Source organism: Pelobacter seleniigenes DSM 18267 (assembly GCF_000711225.1).
In the GTDB taxonomy this organism is placed as follows: domain Bacteria; phylum Desulfobacterota; class Desulfuromonadia; order Desulfuromonadales; family Geopsychrobacteraceae; genus Seleniibacterium; species Seleniibacterium seleniigenes.
On record NZ_JOMG01000001.1, the window covers coordinates 552,419 to 575,369 of the forward strand.

19 protein-coding genes and 3 rRNA genes are annotated in these 22,951 nt (G+C 52.4%); 15 read left to right on the forward strand and 7 right to left on the reverse strand.

The window, feature by feature from the left end; translation table 11 throughout:
• Nucleotides 1–192: 192 nt before the first annotated feature.
• Both N909_RS0102470 and N909_RS0102475 read right to left on the reverse strand, forming a co-directional pair.
• On the reverse strand, nt 193–795 hold the full coding sequence (locus tag N909_RS0102470) for a peroxiredoxin (protein WP_029910855.1): 603 nt from the start codon (nt 793–795) through the stop codon (nt 193–195).
• Between the two features lie 109 nt (nt 796–904).
• Nucleotides 905–1,804 carry a tyrosine recombinase XerC gene (locus N909_RS0102475; protein WP_029910859.1) on the reverse strand — a complete coding sequence of 300 codons (900 nt, stop codon included), beginning with the start codon at nt 1,802–1,804 and terminating at the stop codon, nt 905–907.
• 174 nt (nt 1,805–1,978) lie between these two features.
• Here N909_RS0102475 and N909_RS0102480 point away from each other — a divergent pair, with 174 nt between their 5' ends.
• The 3 genes from N909_RS0102480 to N909_RS0102490 are packed head-to-tail and all read left to right on the forward strand — an operon-like array spanning nt 1,979 to nt 4,390.
• Nucleotides 1,979–2,824 carry an esterase/lipase family protein gene (locus tag N909_RS0102480; protein WP_029910861.1) on the forward strand — a complete coding sequence of 282 codons (846 nt, stop codon included), beginning with the start codon at nt 1,979–1,981 and terminating at the stop codon, nt 2,822–2,824.
• Entirely contained in the window at nt 2,821–3,219 is a 399-nt protein-coding gene (locus N909_RS0102485) for a secondary thiamine-phosphate synthase enzyme YjbQ (RefSeq protein ID WP_029910865.1), read from the forward strand. The genes N909_RS0102480 and N909_RS0102485 overlap by 4 nt, the downstream gene beginning before the upstream one ends.
• 4 nt (nt 3,220–3,223) lie before the next feature.
• Nucleotides 3,224–4,390 carry a DUF362 domain-containing protein gene (locus N909_RS0102490; RefSeq protein ID WP_245613560.1) on the forward strand — a complete coding sequence of 389 codons (1,167 nt, stop codon included), beginning with the start codon at nt 3,224–3,226 and terminating at the stop codon, nt 4,388–4,390.
• Between the two features lie 293 nt (nt 4,391–4,683).
• On the opposite strand, the gene N909_RS0102495 is transcribed toward N909_RS0102490, so the two are convergent.
• Both N909_RS0102495 and N909_RS0102500 read right to left on the reverse strand, forming a co-directional pair.
• Entirely contained in the window at nt 4,684–4,908 is a 225-nt protein-coding gene (locus N909_RS0102495; RefSeq protein WP_029910871.1) for a NifU family protein, read from the reverse strand.
• 81 nt (nt 4,909–4,989) lie between these two features.
• On the reverse strand, nt 4,990–6,153 hold the full coding sequence (locus N909_RS0102500; RefSeq protein WP_036682660.1) for a class I SAM-dependent methyltransferase: 1,164 nt from the start codon (nt 6,151–6,153) through the stop codon (nt 4,990–4,992).
• Between the two features lie 293 nt (nt 6,154–6,446).
• Here N909_RS0102500 and N909_RS0102505 point away from each other — a divergent pair, with 293 nt between their 5' ends.
• The 12 genes from N909_RS0102505 (at nt 6,447) to N909_RS0102560 (ending at nt 20,355) form a co-directional block, all read left to right on the forward strand.
• Nucleotides 6,447–7,253 carry a cytidylate kinase family protein gene (locus tag N909_RS0102505; RefSeq protein ID WP_029910878.1) on the forward strand — a complete coding sequence of 269 codons (807 nt, stop codon included), beginning with the start codon at nt 6,447–6,449 and terminating at the stop codon, nt 7,251–7,253.
• Nucleotides 7,254–7,358: 105 nt separating this feature from the next.
• Entirely contained in the window at nt 7,359–8,105 is a 747-nt protein-coding gene (locus N909_RS0102510; protein ID WP_029910881.1) for a YebC/PmpR family DNA-binding transcriptional regulator, read from the forward strand.
• Nucleotides 8,106–8,116: 11 nt separating this feature from the next.
• A complete protein-coding gene (gene ruvC, locus N909_RS0102515; RefSeq protein WP_029910884.1) occupies nt 8,117–8,617 on the forward strand; it encodes a crossover junction endodeoxyribonuclease RuvC in 501 nt (166 codons plus the stop codon).
• A 14-nt stretch (nt 8,618–8,631) separates the two neighbouring features.
• Nucleotides 8,632–9,231 (forward strand): Holliday junction branch migration protein RuvA, encoded by a 600-nt coding sequence (gene ruvA, locus N909_RS0102520; RefSeq protein WP_029910887.1) that lies wholly within the window; start codon nt 8,632–8,634, stop codon nt 9,229–9,231.
• A 15-nt stretch (nt 9,232–9,246) separates the two neighbouring features.
• Nucleotides 9,247–10,275 carry a Holliday junction branch migration DNA helicase RuvB gene (gene ruvB, locus N909_RS0102525; RefSeq protein ID WP_029910890.1) on the forward strand — a complete coding sequence of 343 codons (1,029 nt, stop codon included), beginning with the start codon at nt 9,247–9,249 and terminating at the stop codon, nt 10,273–10,275.
• 20 nt (nt 10,276–10,295) lie between these two features.
• The gene (locus N909_RS0102530) at nt 10,296–12,602 is read left to right on the forward strand and encodes a hypothetical protein (protein WP_029910891.1); all 2,307 of its coding nucleotides are present in this window, start codon (nt 10,296–10,298) and stop codon (nt 12,600–12,602) included.
• A 92-nt stretch (nt 12,603–12,694) separates the two neighbouring features.
• A complete protein-coding gene (locus N909_RS0102535; RefSeq protein ID WP_029910894.1) occupies nt 12,695–13,237 on the forward strand; it encodes an epoxyqueuosine reductase QueH in 543 nt (180 codons plus the stop codon).
• Between the two features lie 167 nt (nt 13,238–13,404).
• The gene (locus N909_RS0102540) at nt 13,405–13,713 is read left to right on the forward strand and encodes a phasin family protein (RefSeq protein ID WP_029910897.1); all 309 of its coding nucleotides are present in this window, start codon (nt 13,405–13,407) and stop codon (nt 13,711–13,713) included.
• A gap of 15 nt (nt 13,714–13,728) precedes the next feature.
• A complete protein-coding gene (locus N909_RS0102545; RefSeq protein WP_029910900.1) occupies nt 13,729–15,420 on the forward strand; it encodes an ABC1 kinase family protein in 1,692 nt (563 codons plus the stop codon).
• A 232-nt stretch (nt 15,421–15,652) separates the two neighbouring features.
• Complete coding sequence (lpxC, locus tag N909_RS0102550) at nt 15,653–16,582, forward strand: UDP-3-O-acyl-N-acetylglucosamine deacetylase (protein WP_029910902.1); 930 nt, start codon at nt 15,653–15,655, stop codon at nt 16,580–16,582.
• 151 nt (nt 16,583–16,733) lie between these two features.
• Nucleotides 16,734–18,962, forward strand: coding sequence for a sensor histidine kinase (locus N909_RS0102555; RefSeq protein ID WP_029910905.1), 2,229 nt, complete (start codon nt 16,734–16,736; stop codon nt 18,960–18,962).
• 25 nt (nt 18,963–18,987) lie between these two features.
• Nucleotides 18,988–20,355, forward strand: a complete 1,368-nt coding sequence (locus N909_RS0102560; RefSeq protein ID WP_029910908.1) for a sigma-54-dependent transcriptional regulator — start codon at nt 18,988–18,990, stop codon at nt 20,353–20,355.
• Between the two features lie 132 nt (nt 20,356–20,487).
• Here N909_RS0102560 and rrf (N909_RS0102565) read toward each other — a convergent pair.
• The 3 genes from rrf (N909_RS0102565) to N909_RS0102575 form a co-directional block, all read right to left on the reverse strand.
• Nucleotides 20,488–20,604, reverse strand: a 5S ribosomal RNA gene (rrf, locus tag N909_RS0102565).
• Nucleotides 20,605–20,697: 93 nt separating this feature from the next.
• A 5S ribosomal RNA gene (gene rrf / locus N909_RS0102570) occupies nt 20,698–20,814 on the reverse strand.
• Between the two features lie 109 nt (nt 20,815–20,923).
• Nucleotides 20,924–22,951 (reverse strand): 23S ribosomal RNA (locus N909_RS0102575); the annotation flags it as partial.

Genomic DNA, 22,951 nt, shown 5'->3' on the forward strand with positions numbered 1-22,951 from the left:
GGATCCCGGTTTTTTTTTGGATTTCAAAACGCCCAGAGCTGCCTCCATTAGAGAACATTACTATAGCAAACCTAATATTAGGCGAGATTAAACCTTATTGCAACAGAAGAAGCAACAAAAAAAGGTGGCCGAGGCCACCTTTTTTTGTTAACGAAACTCTAACAAATATAGGAACTTGATGAGGTTATCCGGTTAGAGCTTGCTCGATTCCGAGGCAAGATACGAAGCAACTCCTTCGCCATCGGCAACCATGCCTTTATCCCCTTGGCTCCACCCGGCTGGGCAGACTTCACCATGCTTTTCATGGAACTGCAGGGCGTCGACCATGCGCAACATTTCATCGATATTGCGACCCAGCGGCAGATCGTTGACCACCTGATGACGAACGACACCCTCTTTGTCAATAAGGAATGAGCCACGCAGGGCAACCCCGGCAGGATCAAGCTCGACATCGTAGGCTCGGCAAATCTGGTGTTTCACATCTGCCACCAGCGGGTAGCGGACTTGCCCGATCCCGCCATTATCAATGGGGGTATTCCGCCAAGCAAGGTGGGTATATTGTGAATCAATGGAACAGCCGATCACCTGGACCTCACGTTTTTCAAATTCGGCCATCCGATGACTGAACGCGATCAATTCCGTTGGGCACACAAAGGTAAAGTCCAGAGGATAGAAAAACAGGACAATATATTTTCCCTTGTAATCGGCCAGGGAGAAATTATCGTTGATGGAACCATCCGCCATAACAGCGGAGGAGGTAAACTCAGGGGCTTGTTTTCCGACCAGCACACTCATCGCTCAGTACTCCTCTCAATAATGAATTAGCGTTCAAGGGGCAAAAAACTGCTTGCAAAGCAGTCTAGCGATTCTGGGAAAGCTGTCAAGAAAAAGGTTACCTATTTGGTTATTTTTTACGACTCCGGGGATGACTGCGATCATAAACCTCGGTCAGATGAGAGAAACTGACTTTGGTGTAACGCTGGGTCGTTGACAGTGAAGCATGCCCCAGCAGTTCTTGAATGGCGCGCAGGTCAGCGCCGGCATCCAGCAAATGAGTAGCGAATGAATGGCGCAAGGCATGAGGGGTGACATCCGTCGGCAGCCCCAACTGCAACAACCGCATCTTCAAATTACGCTGCACACTTCGCGGAGTCAGCCGACCGCCACGATGGTTGAGAAACAACGGGTCTTCCGGTTTGATCTCGCCCCGTTCGGCCAGGTATCCGGCCAACGCCTGGCCCGCCTGCCTGCCGATTGGCAACAGTCTTTCCTTATTGCCCTTGCCCAGCACCCGGACTTGGCAGAGACCCCCAGCCAGCGAGCCGACATCAAGGGCGGTAACTTCAGCGACCCGCAGCCCGCAGGAATAGATCAGCTCGAACAGCGCTAAATCACGCAACACTAGCAGGAACTGCCCTGGAACGGAACCGTCCAGCAACCGGCCGGCCTGCTCGGCACTCAGAACTTTGGGCAGATACTGTTCCCGTCGCGGGGCACTCAAGGCATCGGCCGGCGAGTCCTTGAGCACCCCTTCGCGGACCAAATAGCGCAGAAAGACTTTGATGGCGGACAGTTTGCGGGCAATGCTCGTCCTGCTGTTAACTTTGTGCAGCCTGGCGAGATATTGCCGCAACAGCAAATAATCGATCAGCTCCAGCCCATGCCCGCTGCGGATGGACCAACCCCGTTCCTGTAGAAATATTTCGAAATGGTGCAGATCGCGCAGGTACGCTGCGACAGTATGTCCAGACAGGTTGCGCTCGGTCGTCAGATGCTGCTCAAACTGGCGCAGATAATCGGTCATGGCAAGGCCCTCCAACCGACCGAACCGGGCTGCCGGCAAACGGCGATGAATTGACGACACCCCCTCAGCATGGCATACTTCCCGATCATAACATGTGTTGTTAAGGCTGCTAACATCCAGACAAACCTTTCGTTTCCTTAACCCAAGCGAACTACAAAGACGTTAGTTACATCTATGTACCTGATATTCAGTTTACTTATCAAGGCGGTCGTTGCTTTTCTGATTTTTGACCTGCTGACAGTCCTGCTGAGCTACAGTATCAGCTGGTATGAAAAATCCAATGCTGATCCAGCTCTGATTGAACAGAGATTTTCCTGGAAAAACCTGCGGCTGCTTGCTTGGCTGGTCTTCCCGGAAGTTTTTTTCAACAGCCTGACCGTTGCCTCCATCCCTTTCGGCATGATCAGAAAAAAAACGCCCCATCTGATCCGTGGCGTGCCCCCGACCTTGCTGTTGCACGGTCTCTTTGATAATCAAGCCAGTTGGTTCTGGTTCAAATGGCAATTGAAAAGAAGAGGGATTAAGAACCTGGTCACCATCAATTTGTCCTCCTGGCACAACGAAGAGGTCCTGACCGAACTGCTGGCAAAAAGAATTGATGAACTCCGCATTCAGGTCGGCGTCAACAAGGTTCACCTGGTCGCTCATTCTATGGGCGGCATGATTGCACGCAATTATATCCAGCTGCGGGGCGGAGCCGACAAGGTCGATCAATTCGTTTGCCTGGGAACACCTCACCATGGGTCCAGGCTGGCCTCTTTTTCCATTGCTCCGTTGGGAAAAATCCTTCTTCCGAGTTCTGATTTTCTCAAACGCCTCAACAGTGCCGCGGTTCCGCAAGGAGTCACCTTGACCAACATCTATTCCCGCAAGGACAACATGGTCTTGCCGAACGAATTCAATCACCTGAATTGGGGCAACGCCGTCGAGCTCGACAATATGGGGCACACCGCCCTTATCTATCGCAGTGCGGCCATAAACGCAGCAGCCGCGGCACTGCAGAATAAAGGAAACGCATGATCCAGGAGCTCAGCATTCAAACCCAACAGCGCTGCCAGTTCAAGGAGATCACCGCCGAGGTCAGAAAATTAATTAAGCAAACAGGAATCTCCGCCGGAATCGCAGTCCTGTTTGTTCCCCACACTACGGCAGCCATCACCATTAATGAAAATGCCGATCCGGATGTCCAGACCGACATGGTTTCCGGCTTTGACAAGCTGGTCCCGCTGCATGACAACTACCGCCATGCGGAAGGAAACAGCGCCGCCCATATCAAAAGCAGCCTGGTCGGGGTCAGCGAAACGCTGCTCATCGCGGCTGGCGAACCGGTTCTCGGCACCTGGCAGGGGATCTATTTCTGCGAATTCGACGGACCCCGGACCCGGAAACTCTACCTCACCATCATTGCAGGCTAAGCCGTTGATCCAGTTGCCCATTCCACAACCGCAACAGGTATCCCTGCAGCAACAGCGCGACTATGACCGGCCAGGGGTGCGCACCGCCATCGAAAAGCTGCTCGCTCCCCTTGGCGGCATGGATGCATTCGTCAAGCCAGGACAAAAAATCCTGCTTAAGCCGAATTTGCTGGCGGGCCGCAGTCCCGATAAAGCCGTCACCACTCACCCGGAGGTGGTCCGGGCGGTTATTGAGCTCTGCCTGGAGGCGGGAGCCGAGGTTGCCCTCGGTGATTCCCCGGGAATCGGCGGGCTGGAAACAGTGGCTCACAAAAGCGGGCTGCTTGAAGTCGTCAAAGAGACCGGCATCCAGCTGGCCAAATTCGAGAAGTCGGTACCGCTGGCCGCCACCGGCACGTTCCACAAACTGGAAGTCGCTCAAGACCTCCTCGATGCCGATGTCATTATCAACCTGCCCAAGCTCAAAACCCACCAGATGATGGGCCTGACCTGCGCTGTCAAAAACATGTTCGGCGCCGTGGTCGGCCTGCGCAAACCGCGCCTTCATCTGCAGGCGGGGACAGATAAAGCCTTTTTTGCCCTGATGCTGCTGGAACTCTGTGAACGGCTGGCACCGCAACTGACCATTGTCGATGCCGTGATCGGTATGGAAGGAGAAGGTCCTGGCAGCGGCGATCCGGTTGCTATCGGCGCCTTGCTGGCCGGAAGCAACCCGCAGGCCGTGGATACAGTGGCAACCGCACTGCTTGGAATGCAGCCCCACCAGGTCTGGACTCAACAGCAGGCGCTGCTGACCGGACGCCCCTATGCGTCGCTGGCTGAATTGGAAGTGCTGGGCTGCTCGCTGGAGAGCCTGCGCGTGAAGAACTTCCGGACGGCCAAGATGACAGACATCAATTTTGGGCTTAAGGGAGGACTCAAGCGCTACTTGAAGAACACTCTGAGTGCGCGCCCGGAGCCGGATCCATCCCGGTGCAAATTATGCAATGAATGCGTCAAGTTATGCCCGCCGCAAGCGATGCAGATCAGCAACCGGAAACTGCGCATCGATTACGGAAAGTGCATCCGCTGTTTCTGCTGTCAGGAGCTGTGTCCGCACGGTGCCCTGCATACCCGACAGGGATTATTGCTGAAACTGTACAGTTTTTTGAACGGCAACCGTCACCCCTAATCTGGCCACGCTCATAGCCGTCTTTCCTTGAACTCCAGCCGCTCGCCAACAGCCTAAAAAAAAGCCCATGCTTCCGCACAGGCGATGATTGAATTATGGCAAAATTCTTCCTGAATTTTGCCATGCACGTTCCGCAAAAGCGCGGTTTTGCTCCTCTTACAAAAACAAGGTCAAAACTCCTTGTTTTTGACTCGCCCTTCCTGGGCTCGGATAGGCTGTTTGCCAACAGCCTAAAAAAAAGCCCATGCTCACGCACAGGCTTTTTTTTCACTCATCTGGATAACGTGTATGGATCAGCGGACCTGAACGACTTCTTTTACTTCCGGAATCTGTTCCATCAGGTTACGCTCAATGCCCATTTTCAGGGTCATGGTGGACATGGGACAGGAACCGCAAGCGCCGGTCAGTTTGAGGCTGACAACGCCCTCTTCTGAGACGTCAACCAGCTCAACATCACCGCCATCTGCCTGCAGGGCAGGTCTGATCATATCCAAAACTTCAGCGACACGCTCTTTCATGAAATATTTCCTCCATCTAATAATTGAGTTTATTGGTTAAGTATAGACATATTTGCAATTCCCAGGCAAGCCCTGAAGTGATCACACTCCGGAGGCGATACTGATATTCTGAATTTTGCGGGAGCACAGCAATTCAGGAGTGCCGACATGTTTGCCCTGGACCAGGACTTTAAAACTGTCGCCCATCCCGCCATCCGGCAGAATCAGGGTTTTCAAATTCATCCGCAAAGCCTGCGCCTTTTGTGGGTCGGTTTCGCGACTCTGCAACTCAATCAGCATTTCCAGAAAGCCCAGCCCCATCAGGAACTGGTACTGATGGCCGAAATAAAGTGGCACCAGGCCCCTTTTCCGCCCGGCTTCCTGCAAGGTGGTAAAATCCACATGGGCGGTGATATCCTGCCGTCCCGGTTGCCGATAGGGATCTTCGTTGGTCTGATGTTGCTGATAACAGAGCAATGTGCCGGTTCGCCGCCAGGCAGCAAAGAGTTCTTCCGCCGGGAAGCCGTAATCAATGGTCAGCACAAACCCTTTTTTGACCACCTCCGCAACCTCCACCATCCATTGCCGAGCGGCCAGATTCACCTCACAGCGATTCCCTTCCGCGGGCTCAAGACCAAGAGCTGTAAAGTAATTGCTAATCCGTTCGGTCGATAAGGGACGCAACTCCTCGGCGAAGCCAGCGCCCTGATTAACGACAAAAACTTCCTGCAGGGTTCCGGAATGTTTCTCGATCAGATGCACGGGAAAAGCATCCACCAACTCGTTGCTCAAAAAACAGCCCTGCATCCCCTTGAGCTGGGGCAGAGCACACCACTCCACCCGGCCGGCATCAATGTGCCGGACCAGTTGCTCGGCCTGTTTTTTCTGTAGTGCGGGGCTGATTTCGACGATACGATAGTTCAGCAGGGAATAAAAATCGGGGTAGTCTTCGGCAATTGCATCCAGAATATCCAGCGCCAGATACCCTTCCCCAGCCCCTTGTTCCGCAACGGTGAAGCGTCCTTTGCCAAGCAACTGCCACATCTGTTCCAACTGCTTGGCGAGCAAGCGACCGAAGCAGGAATGGATGCTGGAGGAGGTGAAGAAGTCTCCCTGCTTGCCGATCCGTGGGCAAGCTGCCGAATAGTAGCCATGAACCGGATGGTACAGGGCAAGTTCCATGAACTCGGCAAAGGAGATTCCTCCAGCGGCCTGAATGCGGCTTTGCAGCTGAGAGATGAATTCCGGGTTTTCCTGTTCAGCCATATGCTTGCCTTCCGTTGAAGTTAGTTGGAATAAGGTTTGAATTGCTGATTATAGTCAGCCTGGAGCGGAAAAACAATATACCGGACGATAAGCGTGGCTGACCACGCCGCAGCCCGAAGGTGACCCGCCAACCTGACGGGAAATCACCAGCCCGGACAGGTTTTCCCAGGCCGAGGGGCGCAGCTGGTGACAGCCCTTGAATTCGCCAATAATTCATGTCATTATTGACCGCTGGCAGAAGCTGAGTCGCTTGACAACCCAACCCGCTGGAAACGAACTGGAGAAAATGTTTTATGGCGATTATTACCATTTCCCGTGAAATGGGCAGTGGCGGTATCCCCATCGCTCATCAGGTTGCAAAAGAGCTGGGCTATGAGCTGATTGACGACAGCGCTATTCAAAACGTCGCTTCGGAATATGACTTGACCGATGAGGCTTTGCAGCAAACCGATGAAAAGCCTCCCGCGTTCGTCGAGCACCTGGATCGCCAGAGCGCTCTCGATATGAATCGCATTCAGTTGATCGTGCTGGAACGAGCCTATCAGGGCAATGTTATTATTTACGGCCGCGGTGGACAGGATCTGCTCCCCGGCATCGGCACGGTGATTCGGGTCAGGGTTATCGCCCCCTTTGAAGAGCGGGTCGAACGCTGGGCCGAACGGGAATGGCTCGATCCGGATCTGGCCCGTTCCCTGGTCCGCAAAAGTGATCAGCAACGGGCCGGTTTCATCAAGTACTACTTTGACCGCGACTGGGAAGATCCGCTGCAATATGATCTGGTGATCAATACCTCGCGAACATCGAATGAAACCGCTGTTAAATTGATCAAGGAAGCTGCCAAGGATCCGTACCTGCAGGAGAAATCAGAGCGCTGCAAGGCCCGCATCGCGGATCTGATCATTCAGAAAAAGATTCAGATCGCGCGCTTGGCCGATGAACGCATCAAGGATATCTGGTTCAATATCGAGGTCAATGGCGGCAAAGTGACCCTGACCGGTCACGTTTACAGCGAAGCTGAGCGCAAAGCGGCCCTTGAGGATGCAGAACGGACCGAAGGTGTCGTTGCGGTTGTGGACAAGTTGAAAATCATTCATTATTAGCAGGACAAAGCGACATAAGAAGATCGCTAGATTATTACTGAAACCCATGAAGCGCCGGCGCAGCCGGCGTTTTGTTTAATTTTTCGCATAAGGAGATTTGCGCAGATGTCCGGACATAGTAAATGGGCCAATATCAAGCACCGCAAAGGGGCTCAGGATGCCAAGCGGGGAAAAATTTTCACCAAACTGATCAAAGAAATCACCATTGCCGCCAGGATCGGCGGTGGCGATCTCGAATCCAATGCCAGACTCAGGCTGGCCGTCGACAAAGCCAAACAGTCCAACATGCCGAAAGACAACATTGAGCGGGCGATTAAAAAAGGGACCGGCGATCTTGATGGAGTGACCTACGAAGAGGGGACCTTTGAAGGCTACGGTCCCGGCGGTGTGGCCGTGATCGTTGAATTCATGACTGACAACCGGACCCGAACCGTCGCGGATGTGCGCCATGCCTTCAACAAATATGGTGGCAGCCTGGGTGTCAGTGGTTCGGTGGCCTTCATGTTTGACCGCAAAGGGCAGGTCATTTTCAGCACCGATAACGATTTTGACACCATTTTCGAAGCCGCTCTTGAAGCTGGCGCAGAAGATGTCAGAGAAGAGGATGGCGTCATCGAAGTCATCACCGATCCCGCTGAATTTGAAAATGTCCGCAACACCCTTGAGCAGCAGGGGTTTAAATTTGAATCTGCGGAAGTGACCATGATCCCGCAAAACATGAACCCGGTTGAAGGCAAGCAGGCTGAATCACTCATGAAAATGATTGATGTTCTGGAAGATAACGATGATGTCCAGAATGTTTATGCCAATTTTGACATCTCTGATGAAGAGATGGAAAGGATCATGGGCTGACCGCCTGGGCTATGCGTATTTTAGGCATTGATCCGGGCAGTAAAGCGACCGGTTACGGTTTTATCGAACAGCAGGGCAACCGCTTGCTGCACCTGGATAACGGGGCGATCTTCACCAAAAGTCAGGATGCCCTGGCCCTGCGGTTGCAACGAATTTACCAAGAGCTGTGCGCACTGATTTCCAAATATCAGCCCGAGGCCGTTGCGGTCGAACAGGTGTTCATGGCGCGCAACCCAGCCTCCGCCCTTAAACTGGGGCACGCTCGCGGGGTTGCGTTGTTGGCCGGGATCAATGCCGGGTTACCGGTCTTCGAATACTCGGCCCTGCAGGTTAAAAGTGCTGTGGTCGGCTATGGCCGGGCTGGGAAGAATCAGGTTCAGCAGATGACCAGAACATTGCTGAACCTGCCCGAAATCGCCCAGGAGGATGCCGCCGATGCTCTGGCTGTCGCCATCTGTCATGCCCACAGCCGGCAGCTCAGCGGCAGACTGCAAAACGGAAAATCATTCTGACAGGATGTAATAAAATGATTGCACTACTGACCGGCTCTCTGGCTTACCGAAGCCCCGAACAGATTATTATCGATGTCGGTGGGGTAGGCTATCGCCTGCAGATTCCGCTGTCGACCTTTTACGCTCTTCCCGAGAGCGGCAAGGTCAGTCTGCAGGTCCATACCCATGTTAAAGAGGATGCAATCAATCTGTTCGGCTTTGCCAGCGGGGCGGAAAAAGATCTCTTTGCCCTGCTTATTTCGGTCTCCGGAGTCGGCCCCAGACTGGCCATCACCATCCTTTCCCATATTCCAACCGAAGATCTGGCCATGGCCCTGAGCAGCGGGGACATTCCCAAGCTGACGGCGATTCCCGGAATCGGCAAAAAAAGTGCGGAACGCCTGGTTCTTGAGCTGCAGGACAAAGCCACGGCATACGCGATTTCTGCATCAATCGCCCCGCAGCAAAGTCCGCCCCGGGGCAATACGGATATCCAACAGGATGCCCTCTCGGCCCTGGTCAACCTCGGCTACAAAGAAACCCTGGCCAAACGCGCGCTGAACAACCTGAATTTTCCGGCGGATACCCCTATTGAAGATATTCTCAAGGCTGCTTTGCAGATTTTGCTGAAGTAATGCCGTGGAGCCAGTATGACTGATCGCCTGATAACTCCAGACAGCCAACCGGAAGAAGACCGCTATGAAGCCGGTCTGCGCCCGAAATCGTTGCAGGAATATATCGGTCAGAGCAAGGCAAAAAAGAACCTGCAGGTCTTTATCGATGCCGCCCGCAGACGCAACGAAGCCCTGGACCATGTCCTATTCTTCGGCCCGCCGGGACTGGGGAAAACCACCCTCGCCAACATCATCGCCCTGGAAATGGGGGTCAATATCAAAAGTACCTCCGGTCCGGTTATTGAAAAGACCGGCGATCTGGCCGCAGTGTTGACCAACCTTGAAGAAGGCGATGTCCTGTTCATCGATGAAATCCATCGCTTGTCGCCGGTCGTCGAGGAAATTCTGTACCCGGCGATGGAGGATTATCAGCTCGATATTATGATCGGCCAGGGGCCATCCGCCCGGACCATCAAGCTGGACATTCCCAGATTCACCTTGGTTGGGGCCACCACCCGAGCCGGACTGCTGTCCTCCCCGTTGCGCGACCGTTTCGGGGTTATCAGCCGCCTGGAATTTTACTCCCACGATGAATTGACCACTATTGTCAAACGCAGTGCCGGCATCCTGCGGATTCATATCGATGATGCCGGAGCACGGGAAATCGCCCGCCGCAGCCGGGGCACGCCACGAATTGTCAACCGCCTGTTGCGCCGAGTCCGGGATTTTGCCGAGATCGAAGGGGACGGGACCATCACCCGCGAGTTAGCCGATCATTCGCTGCAGCGCCTGGAAGTCGACAATCAGGGGCTGGATTTCATGGACCGGCTGCTGCTGTTGTCCCTCATCGACAAGTTTGGCGGCGGCCCGGTTGGTCTGGATACCCTGGCGGCAGCCATCGGCGAGGAACGAGACACGATTGAAGATGTCATCGAGCCCTATCTCATTCAGCAGGGATTCCTGAACCGAACCCCGCGCGGCCGCGTGGCGACGGAAACCTGTTTTAAACACTTTCAGCGAACGCCTGCTGACTCTGGTAAAGCCAACGGACCTCTTTTCGGCTGACTCTTATAAGACGATCTTACATGCCTGAACATTTACGACAATTTGCCGAACAGCTTGCCGTCTGGACGGAAGCTATCATCGAATTCGGCCGGACGCCATTCCGGCGCGTTGAGACCTACCCGCAGATCGCCACGAACCAGGGAATTGTCGAGCCGCCGCTAGTCTTCTGGATCAACCGCCAGAGCCTGATGGCGGGAGGAATTCTCCTGGTTCCGGCAGGAGACCTGCAAGCGGAGCTGGAACGCGGTCGCAGTTGCGCCCTCGCCCTCGGCTTGCGGCATTTCGTGACCTGGGAAGCAAGCCAGGTACGAATCTGGCAAATTGTCGGTGACAGTATCAAAGAAGAGCGCAAGCTGCCTTTGCAGGCTCCAGATCAACCAGACACCTTTCGCTATCTGCTTGAAGAGCTGCTCGACGCCCTTAAATTACTCGCAGTGCTGGGGGCTATTCCGGCCCAGGAATTGTCGCCATATTACTTCAACAATCTTTTTCTGATCACCATGCAGCAGACAGCTGGGCCGCTGCTCCAGGAATACCGCCGCCTGCGCTCTGAAACGGATGGGCAGCTCAACAATCTTGATGAGCACGCCCGGGAAGCAAACCGGCTGCTGCTGCTGAAAATACTCAGTGCCCTGTTGTTCAGCCGCTTGCCGGAAGCCATTCACCCAGAGAATCTGGAACAGTCGGTCAACAGTGCCCTGGCGCTACTGTCCGCACCTCTGCAAGAGGCATTTACCTGCAAAATCCTGCCGGAAGAACCGGCGCTGCCACTGGAATCAGCGGTTGCCTTTCATCACCTGTTGCTGCGCCTCGGCCAGCTGTCCTGGCAACAGCCTCTGCAACGGGCGGAAACCAGTCTCCATGAGCTGATTAAAGGATGGTACGGCGACCTGAGCAAGCTTCCGCCAGCCGCAGTCTACATCTATCCGGCGCTGCCGCCCATCGTCACCACCGCACAACTGGTCCTGTCGGATTCGCCGGTCCTGCTGGCGGCCCAGGCCATGCTGGCGAAACTCCGGGGAGGGGTAGGACCAAGACTGATTTGCGGACAGTTACTGCATCTTAACAGCACCTTGTTGGCCAACGAGAAAATTTACGCACGCCTGCTCAATAACAGCCCGATTACCGGTCCGCAGCGGCACGAACATATTATTGCCTTACGCAAATCATGGCCTAGCCGACGCTTTAAACTGAACACCGGGCAAGCACACTGGATGTGGGAGTTTATCCATCTGCTGGGAATCTGTCCGCCCCACGGGGAACTTGAGCTGGAAATTCCCGCAGTCTGCCTAAAAACACCGGCGGATGATGTGATCTGGAGCATTCTGGCGGAACATTTTCAGTTTATACGGATTGAAAAGCTGGATGAGACAAATATCCTGTTGAATCTGCGCAAAGCTGCGGGCAGTGATGAATCTTTTGAGATTATTCTTCCCGAAGAAACTCGCGTTGTTGCAGATCCCGGCGATCCACCGCAATTAAGGAGCCGAATCCTGTTGAGCCTCGCCCTGCCAGCGGATATTTTCAACCTGCTGGGCAACGAATTGCCTTGGGTGGCGGAAGACGAAACAACCGAACGGCTACCGGGCTGGGACATCTATAATCGCAGTAAATTGTATCGGTTATTCACTGAAGTCCTCTGTTTACGGAAAAAATCTACTAAAAAAAGCCTGGGGATAGTTCAGTCTGAATGTCGGGATATTCCCAGTCCGGATGCCTTGCAACTCAAGGAACTGGAAACCCTGGCCAAGATGCATTCGCGGGGCGGGAAACAGGCCTCTGCCGATCGACTCCTGGCTGAACTTTTTTCGTGCCCGGCCGTGGCTGAAATTGCCTTGCCGCAAAAAATCCACGCCTCCCCCTCAGCCGCGACGGATGCCATGATCTTGGCAGATCTGCACGATACGATCTATGAACAACTGGTTGTTCACGGTATCCCCAATTTTCCGGAGCAGTATCTTTATTTTCTCGAAAAGCCGGAATTGCAGCGCTATTCCTTTACTCCACCGCTGACGGTTAAAGACCGGTTGCTCGGCCAGTTCATCTTGGAGGATGCCAGTGGCCGGGTTGTAGAAGGGTACGGTGAAGAGTTGGAGCAGGCATTATTGATCTGTGCCGAAATCGGCAAGGACGAAGTTGAATTGCCGCAGGACAGACATCAATTGACCAGGTTGCTGAGTTATTATAAAAAGGACCTGAAAGGGCTGTATAAGGTTCTTTCTCAGCTCTGTTACAGCAGAATCGAAGAATCACTGCTGGCCCGCAAACTGATCAAAAAGCTCTGGCAAAAAATGCACCTCCCCGCCCCGACCTGGTTTAAAAACTAAAGGCGGCTTTTACACGGGCAGTTCGCAGGTCAACAGATCTCAATGCCCATCGTGAATCAAAACGGACCACCCCTTGTTTCGGGAGACAATCCATGCGGATTTTACTTCATATTTGCTGCGGAAACTGCGCAATTTATCCGGTCAAAATCCTGCGCGAACAGCAGCATGAGGTCACCGGATTCTTTTTCAATCCCAATATCCACCCGTATCAGGAATTCAGTAAACGTCTGGCCACGGCGAAGGACTATTCTCAACGCGTCGATCTTCCAGTAATTTATGATGAAGAGTATCGCCTGGACGAATTCCTGGCCAATGTCGCCCAGGACCCGGCCTCTCGCTGCGAATACTGCTATCGGTCCCGCTTGCTGGCTACGGCCCGGGAAGCGCAGCGCCAGAATCAGGATGGCTTCACTACGACCCTCCTCTATTCGCGCTACCAACGTCATGATGACATTGTCGCCTATGGTCACAAACTGGCGGATGAATTCAATCTCACCTTCCATTATGATGACTATCGGGTCGGCTGGAACGAGGGGATCAAGATATCCAAAGAAATGGGGCTGTACCGGCAGCAATATTGTGGCTGCATCTATTCGGAAAGAGACCGCTACCTTCCCCGCAACCGCAAACACTGAAAAGATATTTTCCCCACGCCGGAAGGACACCATTGAAGGCTGTTGAGAAACTGTTATAATCTAGTGAAATTCTTTATTTATGCAGTTTCAAACAAACCTTTCTGTTGCTCGCGAAGTCATTTTTGTTTTTTGAATACTTTGGACAACCGCTGACAGAGGAGACCGCCATGCTGGAAATTATCGAGAAAACGCTGCTGACCGGAATCGGAACCTTGGCCCTGACCCAGAAAAAAGCGGAAGAGTTGATCGACGAACTGAAAGAGCGCCTGAACCTGTCCGAAGAGGAGGGGAAAAAATTACTGGACAAGATGCAGACTGTGGTCAAGGAGAATCAAAGCAAGCTCGAAGAGATGGCCCAGGTTGAAGTAAAAAAAGCCTGCGAAAGAATCGGAATTGTGACAACGGAGGAGTTTACCAAGCTCAAGAAAAAGGTCGAGCAACTGGAAAAACAACTCAAAGCCCAGACGCAGGAATAAGAATAACTCGGGCCTATGACGCCATTTCATCGGATCAACAGGAATATCCGCTCGCTCAAGCGCTATAAGCAGGTTCTGGGCATACTGATCAAGTATGGCTTCGGCCATGTCATTGAGCAGCTTAACATCGACTATTATCTGCAGCTGGGAAAGCGCATTGTGTCCCTGGGAACGGCATCCAGGGACCTGCAAAGGCTAACCCAGGGTGCGCGTTTTCGCCTGGCCCTGGAAGAACTTGGACCGACCTTCATCAAACTGGGGCAACTCCTTTCAACCCGGCCGGACCTTCTGCCCCCGGGTATCATCGAAGAATTAGAGAAACTGCAGGACCACATCCCGGCAGTGCCGACTGAACAGATTGCTGAGCAGATTCACCGCGAACTCGGTTATCCGGTTGAGGAACTGTTCCTGAAGTTTGACCCGGTCCCATTGGCTACGGCCAGCATCGCCCAGGTCCATCGCGGCACCTTGCGCAGCGCAGAAGAGATTGTCTGTAAAATCCGCCGTCCCGGTATCGAAGCGGTCATTGAGACCGATATGGATATTATGATGGGGCTGGCCTATCTGATCGAAAAACACCTCCCGGGCGGAGACCTCTATGACCCCATCGGGCTGGTCAAGGAGTTTCGCCGGACCATCAATCGTGAACTCGATTTCACCAGCGAAGGGCGCACGACAGACCGGTTCGCTGCCAATTTTGCCGACGACCGCAGTGTCCGGATTCCGCAAGTGTACTGGGATTACAGCGGGAAGACGGTGCTGACCCTTGAATACCTTGATGGCGTCAAGATTTCCGATCGGAAAACTCTCCAGGACCAGGGGTACGACCCTCAGCTGATTGCCCACCGGGGGGCGGACAATTTTCTGAAGCAGGTCTTTGGCTTCGGCCTGTTTCACGCCGACCCCCACCCCGGAAACCTGAAGGTGCTGCCAGACAATGTCATCGGCATTCTCGACTTCGGCATGGTCGGAAGGCTGGACGATGACACGAAATTGCAACTGACCGAACTGCTGCTGTCAATTCTCGACCGTGACGTCGATCACATCATCTCCCAGCTGATCTACTCAGGGGATCTGCACGACGAACAAAATCTGAAAAATCTCAAACGTGATCTGACCGAATTCATCGATGATTATTACGATATTCTCCTCGAGGATCTCAAGGTCGGCAAGCTGCTGATAGACTTCATTGACATCCTCACTGAATATCAGATCAAGTTCCCCTCCAATCTGATGCTCTTATCCAGAGCCCTGATTGCAATGGAAGGCCTCGGCCGGCAGCTTGATCCGGATTTCAACATGGTCGAACGTTTGAAACCTTTTGCCGAAGACATCGTCAAGGAACGCCTTTCGCCTACCCACCTGGCCAAGGACATGCTTAAAACTGTGCAGTCCTATCATGCCCTGGGAAAGAGCCTGCCGAGGGACCTCAAGGAATTCATCAACCGGGTTAATCGCAACAAGTTCAAGATCGATCTTGAACATCGTGGCCTGGAAAGCCTGATCAATGATCTGGACAAATCCAGCAACAGGATATCCTTCAGTCTGGTTATTGCCGCCCTGATCATCGGCTCTTCCCTGATCATGCAAATTGACAAGGGGCCGATGCTGTTCGGATTTCCAATTCTGGGTCTGGTCGGGTATTCGGTGGCCGGCGTGCTTGGTTTCGGTCTGGCCATCGCCATCCTGCGCTCCGGCAGGCTTTAGCCGGAGAGTGACCGTCACACCGCGGCAAAAATGGCGACTGTGTTGACACCGGCACAACCAACTTCTCCCCCCGTGTAGCTCCCGCAACACTTTGCCGCGGCCTCTTTTTCCCTTCAATTTAAAATCCATGCAATTTCAGCAAGATAAAGTCCATCCATAAGTGGCAAGGGTTTTGCATATAAAGAATCCTGAATAATTAAACAGCCTATATCTAAGCAGATTGGAACAACCAATGATTCTTCAAAAAACCATCGACAAGACAACAACGATTTCCGGTATCGGCCTGCATTCCGGGGCCAGGATAGATATGAAACTTCGTCCGGCAACGGAAAATACCGGGATCATTTTTCATCGCCTCGATAGTGAAAGAGTCATAGACATAAAGGCTTGCGCTGAAAATGTCGTTGATACCCGCCTGGCCACTGTCATCGGCCGCGACGGGGTCAGCGTTTCGACTATCGAGCATTTTATGGCAGCCCTGGCAGCCCTGGGAATCGACAACCTGCATATCGATATCAATGGTCCGGAAGTTCCGGTTCTTGATGGTAGTGCCGCTCCGTTTATCAGAGAGATTCAGCAGGCCGGGGTCAGAACCCTGCACAGCAGCCGGAAATTTATCGCCATTCGTAAGCCTCTGGAGATCATCGAAGGCGAAAAGCGGATCAGCATCATCCCCTCCCGCTTTTTCCGGATTTCCTTTGATATCGCCTTTGATCACCCGGCGATCTCCGTGCAGCATTACAGCATGAAATTCACGACCGAAAACTTCTGCAAAGAGGTAGCCTCGGCAAGGACCTTCGGCTTTCTTCATGAAGTTGAATATTTGAAGGCAAACGGGCTCGCCCGTGGTGGCTCCCTTGAAAATGCCGTGGTCATCGATGACAACGGAGTCATGAATCCGGAAGGTTTACGGTTCCAGAATGAGTTTGTTCGCCACAAGGTTCTCGATTCCTTCGGTGATTTCAGCCTGCTCGGCGCTCCGCTGCTCGGCCATATCCGAGCCTTTAAAGCCGGTCATGACCTGAATGCGAAGATGGTCAGGAAAATCAAGGAAAACCCTGACCACTGGACCTATGTTGAGTTCAATGAACAGGCCCTGCAAGAAGCTCAGCGCTTTAACTCAAAATCATTTGCCATCGACCTGGCTTGGCATAAAGCTTGAGCCCAGTTATAGACAGATTGAAAAAAGCAGCCGTGACGGCTGCTTTTTTTTTCTTCCGTCCAGGTTTTGCGCGGTCACACTTGTTTTGTTGTAGCGCTTTCACTAGAATCATCCCTGCTTGAAAAACACCACATACCGCGAATAGGCCATCATGGTTAAAGATCATTCGAATAATCAGAATTCAGCCCGGCGTAAAAAACGGGAGTGGGCACTTATTCTTTTTGCAGCCTTTCTGCTCATTGTCTTTCCGCAATTGGAGGGACATTTATACGAATTAACCTCCCAGCTGCCGATCAGCAACAGTATCATTGCCCTTGCGGTCATCAATCTCAACATCCTTCTGGTCCTGCTGTTTTTGTTTCTGATCTTTCGAAACCTGTTCAAATTATTGCTGGAGAGAAGACGCGGCGTCCCTGGTTCAAAACTGCGCAGCAAGCTGGTCGGAGCGTTTATCGCCCTGTCGCTGGTGCCGACGATGCTGCTGTTTTTTGTATCCGCAGGTTTCATCAGTAGCAGCATCGACAACTGGTTTAATAATCAGGTTGAAAAGGCTCTGGATGAATCCCTGGATGTCGCTCAAACCTATTATCGCAACTCAGAAACCAACGCCCTTTATTACGCGGATCAGTTGAGCAGTCGAATCAAGGAAGGAAAGCTCCTCAATGAGGAAAACCTGCCTCAGCTAAGACAACTGATAAAAGAGAAGCAGGAAGAGTACAACCTGGGTATTGTTGAGGTTTTTTCTGCCACCCACGAAGAGTTGGTCAGGGTCGCCAATCCCAAACTGCCGATTATTGAAATCACCCCGGCAACCTCAGATCCAGTGCGTGAAGGGCTGCAGGGGATTCGCTTTTCGCAGATTACTCCGGTCGGTGAAGCGGACCTGATCCGCGGCATCGTTCCGGTCCAGTCGAACTGGAACGCAAAAGACATCGTCGGGGTCGTGGTGGTGAATTACTACGTGCCCTACTCCCTGATCAATAAAATGAAGGAGATTGCCTCTTCGGTCGACCAGTACAAACTGACCAAGTCCATAAAAGGACAGATCCAGAAGAGCTATGTCATCGTCCTGTTACTTATTTCCCTGATCATTATCTTCCTGGCAACCTGGTTCGGCTTTCACCTGGCCAGAGGCATTACAGTTCCCATCCAGGAGCTCGCGTCCGCAACAACCCGGGTCGCTGCCGGGGACCTGGATATCCAATTGGAAACCCGCAGTACCGATGAGATCGGGACACTGGTCAAAGCCTTCAACAAGATGACCGCGGACCTGCGTCAGGGGCGACAGGAAATCAATTCGGCCAACCTTGAACTGCAAACCTCCAACCTGGAATTGGACAGTCGGCGCAATTACATGGAGATCGTCCTTGCCAATGTGACCGCAGGGGTTATCTCCATCGATCGGACCGGGCGCCTGACGACCATCAACAAATCGGCCGAAGACCTTCTCCACTTCAAAGCGGACGAGGTTCTCGGCAAAGATTTCCGGGAAGTCATTCCGGAAACCTATCTGCCGAAAATCATGGAATTGCTCAAGGAGTTGTTTTATTCGGAAAAGGGGACCGTTCGCCAGCAGATGACCATTCCCATTGGTAACGATAAATACACACTGATGGTCAATCTCACAACCCTGCGTGATAACCACAATCATTTTCTGGGAACAGTTGTTGTTTTTGACGATTTAACCCAGCTATACAAAGCCCAAAGAATGGCGGCATGGCGGGAAGTGGCCAGGAGAATTGCCCATGAAATCAAGAACCCGCTCACCCCGATTCAACTTTCCGCTCAACGGCTGAGACGACGGTATCTCGATCGTTTTGATGAGGATGACCATGTTTTCGACGAATGTACCAGAATGATCAGCAATCAAGTTGATGAGCTGAAAAATCTGGTCAATGAGTTTTCCAGCTTCGCCCGTATGCCGGCCACCAAACCAACAGAGAACAACCTGAATGACGTTATTGACGAGTGCCTCAGCCTCTACAAGCAGGCACATAAGAATATTGATTTTCAGCGCTCTATCGACCCCAACCTGCCGGTAACAAGGTTCGACCGGGAACAGATCAAAAGAGTCCTTATCAATCTGCTGGAAAACGCGGTTGCGGCCATCACCACCACCGGAACGATAAAACTCGAATCAGACTATAATCAGGAGTTGCAGATCATTACGCTGTCTGTTGCAGATACCGGCTGCGGTATCCCTGCTGAAGACAAGGCCCGGCTGTTCGAACCCTACTTTTCTACAAAAAAAACCGGGACCGGACTGGGACTGGCTATCGTGTCTACGATCATCGCCGATCATAACGGCTATATCCGGGTCAGGGACAACAAGCCCCAGGGTTCTATTTTCATCATTGAGCTTCCGGCGACGACAGCTTGAATTAAGTATTTGAAAGGCTATTGATATGAAAAACATCCTTATTGTCGATGACGAAGACAGCATACGCCAAAGCCTGGAAGGGATTTTAAACGACGAGGGCTTTCGCACCGCCTTTGCAGCTACCGGAGAAGAGTGCCTTGACAAGATCCAGACAGAAGACCCTGATGTTGTTCTCCTGGACATCTGGATGCCGGGAATCGATGGCCTGGAAACATTGAAACGGATCAAGCAGGTACGCCCCAATCAGCTGGTTATCATGATGAGTGGGCATGGCACCATAGAAACTGCAGTCAAAGCCACCCGGCTGGGAGCCTTCGATTTCATCGAAAAACCGCTCTCCCTGGAAAAGGTTCTATTGTCCATTCAGAACGGTATGAAGATCGGTCAATTGGTTGCAGAAAACAGAGTGCTGAAAGAAAAGATTGACCGTGACTACCAGATGATCGGCGACAGTCAGCCGATTCTGAGGCTCAAGAAACAGATCAAAATCGCCGCCCCCAGTGCCGGTTGGGTCCTGATCACCGGGGAAAACGGCACCGGTAAAGAGCTGGTCGCAAGGGCGATCCATCAGCAGTCCAGAAGGGCCGATCGAACTTTTGTTGAAGTCAACTGCGCAGCCATCCCAGAAGAACTCATCGAATCAGAATTGTTCGGGCATGAAAAAGGCGCTTTTACCGGGGCCACGGCAGCACGACGGGGAAAATTCGACATAGCCAATGGAGGGACCCTGTTTCTTGATGAGATCGGCGATATGAGTCTAAAAACCCAGGCCAAAATCTTGCGAATTCTGCAGGAACATAAATTTGAGCGGGTCGGAGGTAATCGCACCATCGAAGTCGATGTGCGGGTGATTGCGGCAACCAATAAGGATCTGCAGGAAGAAATAAAATTGGGAAATTTCCGCGAGGATCTTTACTTCCGGCTGAATGTCCTGCCCTTTGTCGTTCCCCCCTTAAGATTCAGGAAGGAAGATATCCCGAAATTATGTTCTCACTTTCTACAGCATTTTTGCGGCAAGGAAAGCCGGGATATCAAATCTATCTCAAATGAAGCCCTGCACGCCCTGATGAGCTATAACTGGCCTGGGAACGTCAGAGAGCTGAAAAATCTCATTGAGCGTTTGGTTATTATGACCCCGGGTCAGGAAATCAACACGGCAGACCTGCCCAGGGAAATGACGGAGGCCCAGAGTGAAACGGAGCCGCTGCTCTTTGGCCAAAACCAGGAACTGCCCGATTCTTATCGTGATGCCAAGGAATTATTCGAAAAGCAGTTTTTGTTGGAAAAACTGACCAAAAATAATTGGAATATTTCCAGGACGGCGGAAGAAATCGGCCTGGAACGTTCAAACCTGCACAGAAAGATCAAATCTTACGGAATCGAGCCGGAATAAAGCCAGCCACGAGGTTAACGCTGAGACCGGCAGGACATCGGCTGACCAGGCAAAAGACTTGCGCCCCTCAACGAATCCGTTGCCAAACCGATAAAAAACCCCGTCTTTTGTAAAGACGGGGTTGTGAAATAATTTCGGCGGCGACCTACTTTCCCACATAGTCTCCCATGCAGTATCATCGGCGCTGTAGGACTTAACTTCTGTGTTCGGGATGAGAACAGGTGTACCCCCTACGCTATAGCCACCGAAAACCTTATAACTGGTTTTCAATTACATTGACTGATTTTTATATTTTTAAACATAAAAAACCCCGTCTTTTGTAAAGACGGGGTTGTGAAATAATTTCGGCGGCGACCTACTTTCCCACATAGTCTCCCATGCAGTATCATCGGCGCTGTAGGACTTAACTTCTGTGTTCGGGATGAGAACAGGTGTACCCCCTACGCTATAGCCACCGAAAACCTTATAACTGGTTTTCAATCGCATTGACTGATTCGAATTCTGAACGATAGCAGGGAACTCAAGGGGGTTGGGGGAGCGGACTCCCCCTTCCCTATAAAAAACTATTATGGTCAAGCCTCACGGTCAATTAGTACCGGTTAGCTGAACACATTACTGTGCTTACACATCCGGCCTATCAACGTTGTCGTCTCCAACGGACCTTCAGGGGGGCAAACCCCCAGGGAGATCTCGTCTTGAGGTGGGCTTCCCGCTTAGATGCTTTCAGCGGTTATCCTTTCCGAACATAGCTACCCTGCGATGCCACTGGCGTGACAACAGGAACACTAGTGGTTCGTCCATTCCGGTCCTCTCGTACTAGGAACAGATCCTCTCAAATCTCCTACGCCCACGGCAGATAGGGACCAAACTGTCTCACGACGTTTTAAACCCAGCTCGCGTACCACTTTAATTGGCGAACAGCCAAACCCTTGGGACCGACTTCAGCCCCAGGATGTGATGAGCCGACATCGAGGTGCCAAACCTCCCCGTCGATGTGAACTCTTGGGGGAGATAAGCCTGTTATCCCCGGAGTACCTTTTATCCGTTGAGCGATGGCCCTTCCATACAGAACCACCGGATCACTAAGACCTGCTTTCGCACCTGCTCGACGTGTCTGTCTTGCAGTCAAGCTCCCTTATGCCTTTGCACTCTTCGGCTGGTTTCCAATCAGCCTGAGGGAACCTTCGCGCGCCTCCGTTACAATTTGGGAGGCGACCGCCCCAGTCAAACTACCCACCAGGCAGTGTCCCCGACCCGGATCACGGGTCTAGGTTAGATATCCAGAAAAACAAGGGTGGTATTTCAAGGACGACTCCACCGACACTGGCGTGCCAGCTTCAAAGTCTCCCACCTATCCTACACATGCTGTCCCGAAATATCACTGCCAACGCTATAGTAAAGGTTCACGGGGTCTTTCCGTCTTGCCGCGGGTACTCGGCATCTTCACCGAGAATTCAATTTCGCTGAGTCCCTGGTTGAGACAGTGCGGAAGTCGTTACGCCATTCGTGCAGGTCGGAACTTACCCGACAAGGATTTCGCTACCTTAGGACCGTTATAGTTACGGCCGCCGTTTACCGGGGCTTCGGTTCAATGCTTCGCTTGCGCTAACACATCCCCTTAACCTTCCGGCACCGGGCAGGCGTCACACCCTATACGTCCTCTTACGAGTTTGCAGAGTGCTGTGTTTTTAGTAAACAGTCGCTACCGCCATTTCTCTGCGACCCCCTTCGGCTTAGGGAGTAAATCCCCTCACCTAACGGAGGGCACACCTTCTCCCGAAGTTACGGTGTCATTTTGCCGAGTTCCTTAACCAGAGTTATCTCAATCACCTTGGCATATCTGCCCGCCCACCTGAGTCGGTTTGCGGTACGGTCTCTTATAATCTGAAGCTTAGAGGCTTTTCTTGGAAGCATGGGATCAATCACTTTATGAGCTTAAAGCTCTCGTCATCGCGTCTCGACGTTTCATAGGAAAGCGGATTTGCCTACTTTCCCCGCCTACTCGCTTAAACCGGGACGTCCAACACCCGGATGACCTACCCTTCTCCGTCCCCCCATCGCAATTATAAGAGGTACAGGAATATTAACCTGTTTCCCATCGACTACGGCTTTCGCCCTCCTCGCCTTAGGGGCCGACTAACCCTTCGCAGATTACCTTTACAAAGGAAACCTTGGGCTTACGGTGTGTGGGTTTCTCACCCACATTTTCGCTACTCATGTCAGCATAAGCTCTTGTAGTTCCTCCAGCCGTCCTCGCGGGTCGACCTTCAGCGGTTGCTACAATGCTCCCCTACCACTTGTTACTTAGTACAAATCCGCAGCTTCGGTACTGTGCTTGAGCCCCGTTACATTTTCGGCGCAGGCCCACTCGACCAGTGAGCTATTACGCTTTCTTTAAAGGGTGGCTGCTTCTAAGCCAACCTCCTGGTTGTTTATGCATTCCCACAACCTTTCCCACTTAGCACAGATTTAGGGACCTTAGCTGGCGATCTGGGTTGTTTCCCTTTTGACTACGGACCTTATCACCCGCAGTCTGACTCCCGTACAGACGTTCCCGGCATTCGGAGTTTGATTAGGTTTGGTACCCTGGTGAGGG

Excerpts from the sequence above, each read along its gene's own strand:
- N909_RS0102470 (WP_029910855.1), bottom strand. The coding sequence starts at position 795 with ATGAGTGTGCTGGTCGGAAAACAAGCCCCTGAGTTTACCTCCTCCGCT.
- N909_RS0102475 (WP_029910859.1), bottom strand. The coding sequence starts at position 1,804 with ATGACCGATTATCTGCGCCAGTTTGAGCAGCATCTGACGACCGAGCGC.
- N909_RS0102480 (WP_029910861.1), top strand. The coding sequence starts at position 1,979 with ATGTACCTGATATTCAGTTTACTTATCAAGGCGGTCGTTGCTTTTCTG.
- N909_RS0102485 (WP_029910865.1), top strand. The coding sequence starts at position 2,821 with ATGATCCAGGAGCTCAGCATTCAAACCCAACAGCGCTGCCAGTTCAAG.
- N909_RS0102495 (WP_029910871.1), bottom strand. The coding sequence starts at position 4,908 with ATGAAAGAGCGTGTCGCTGAAGTTTTGGATATGATCAGACCTGCCCTG.
- N909_RS0102500 (WP_036682660.1), bottom strand. The coding sequence starts at position 6,153 with ATGGCTGAACAGGAAAACCCGGAATTCATCTCTCAGCTGCAAAGCCGC.
- N909_RS0102505 (WP_029910878.1), top strand. The coding sequence starts at position 6,447 with ATGGCGATTATTACCATTTCCCGTGAAATGGGCAGTGGCGGTATCCCC.
- N909_RS0102510 (WP_029910881.1), top strand. The coding sequence starts at position 7,359 with ATGTCCGGACATAGTAAATGGGCCAATATCAAGCACCGCAAAGGGGCT.
- ruvC (WP_029910884.1), top strand. The coding sequence starts at position 8,117 with ATGCGTATTTTAGGCATTGATCCGGGCAGTAAAGCGACCGGTTACGGT.
- ruvA (WP_029910887.1), top strand. The coding sequence starts at position 8,632 with ATGATTGCACTACTGACCGGCTCTCTGGCTTACCGAAGCCCCGAACAG.
- ruvB (WP_029910890.1), top strand. The coding sequence starts at position 9,247 with ATGACTGATCGCCTGATAACTCCAGACAGCCAACCGGAAGAAGACCGC.
- N909_RS0102530 (WP_029910891.1), top strand. The coding sequence starts at position 10,296 with ATGCCTGAACATTTACGACAATTTGCCGAACAGCTTGCCGTCTGGACG.
- N909_RS0102535 (WP_029910894.1), top strand. The coding sequence starts at position 12,695 with ATGCGGATTTTACTTCATATTTGCTGCGGAAACTGCGCAATTTATCCG.
- N909_RS0102540 (WP_029910897.1), top strand. The coding sequence starts at position 13,405 with ATGCTGGAAATTATCGAGAAAACGCTGCTGACCGGAATCGGAACCTTG.
- N909_RS0102545 (WP_029910900.1), top strand. The coding sequence starts at position 13,729 with ATGACGCCATTTCATCGGATCAACAGGAATATCCGCTCGCTCAAGCGC.
- lpxC (WP_029910902.1), top strand. The coding sequence starts at position 15,653 with ATGATTCTTCAAAAAACCATCGACAAGACAACAACGATTTCCGGTATC.
- N909_RS0102555 (WP_029910905.1), top strand. The coding sequence starts at position 16,734 with ATGGTTAAAGATCATTCGAATAATCAGAATTCAGCCCGGCGTAAAAAA.
- N909_RS0102560 (WP_029910908.1), top strand. The coding sequence starts at position 18,988 with ATGAAAAACATCCTTATTGTCGATGACGAAGACAGCATACGCCAAAGC.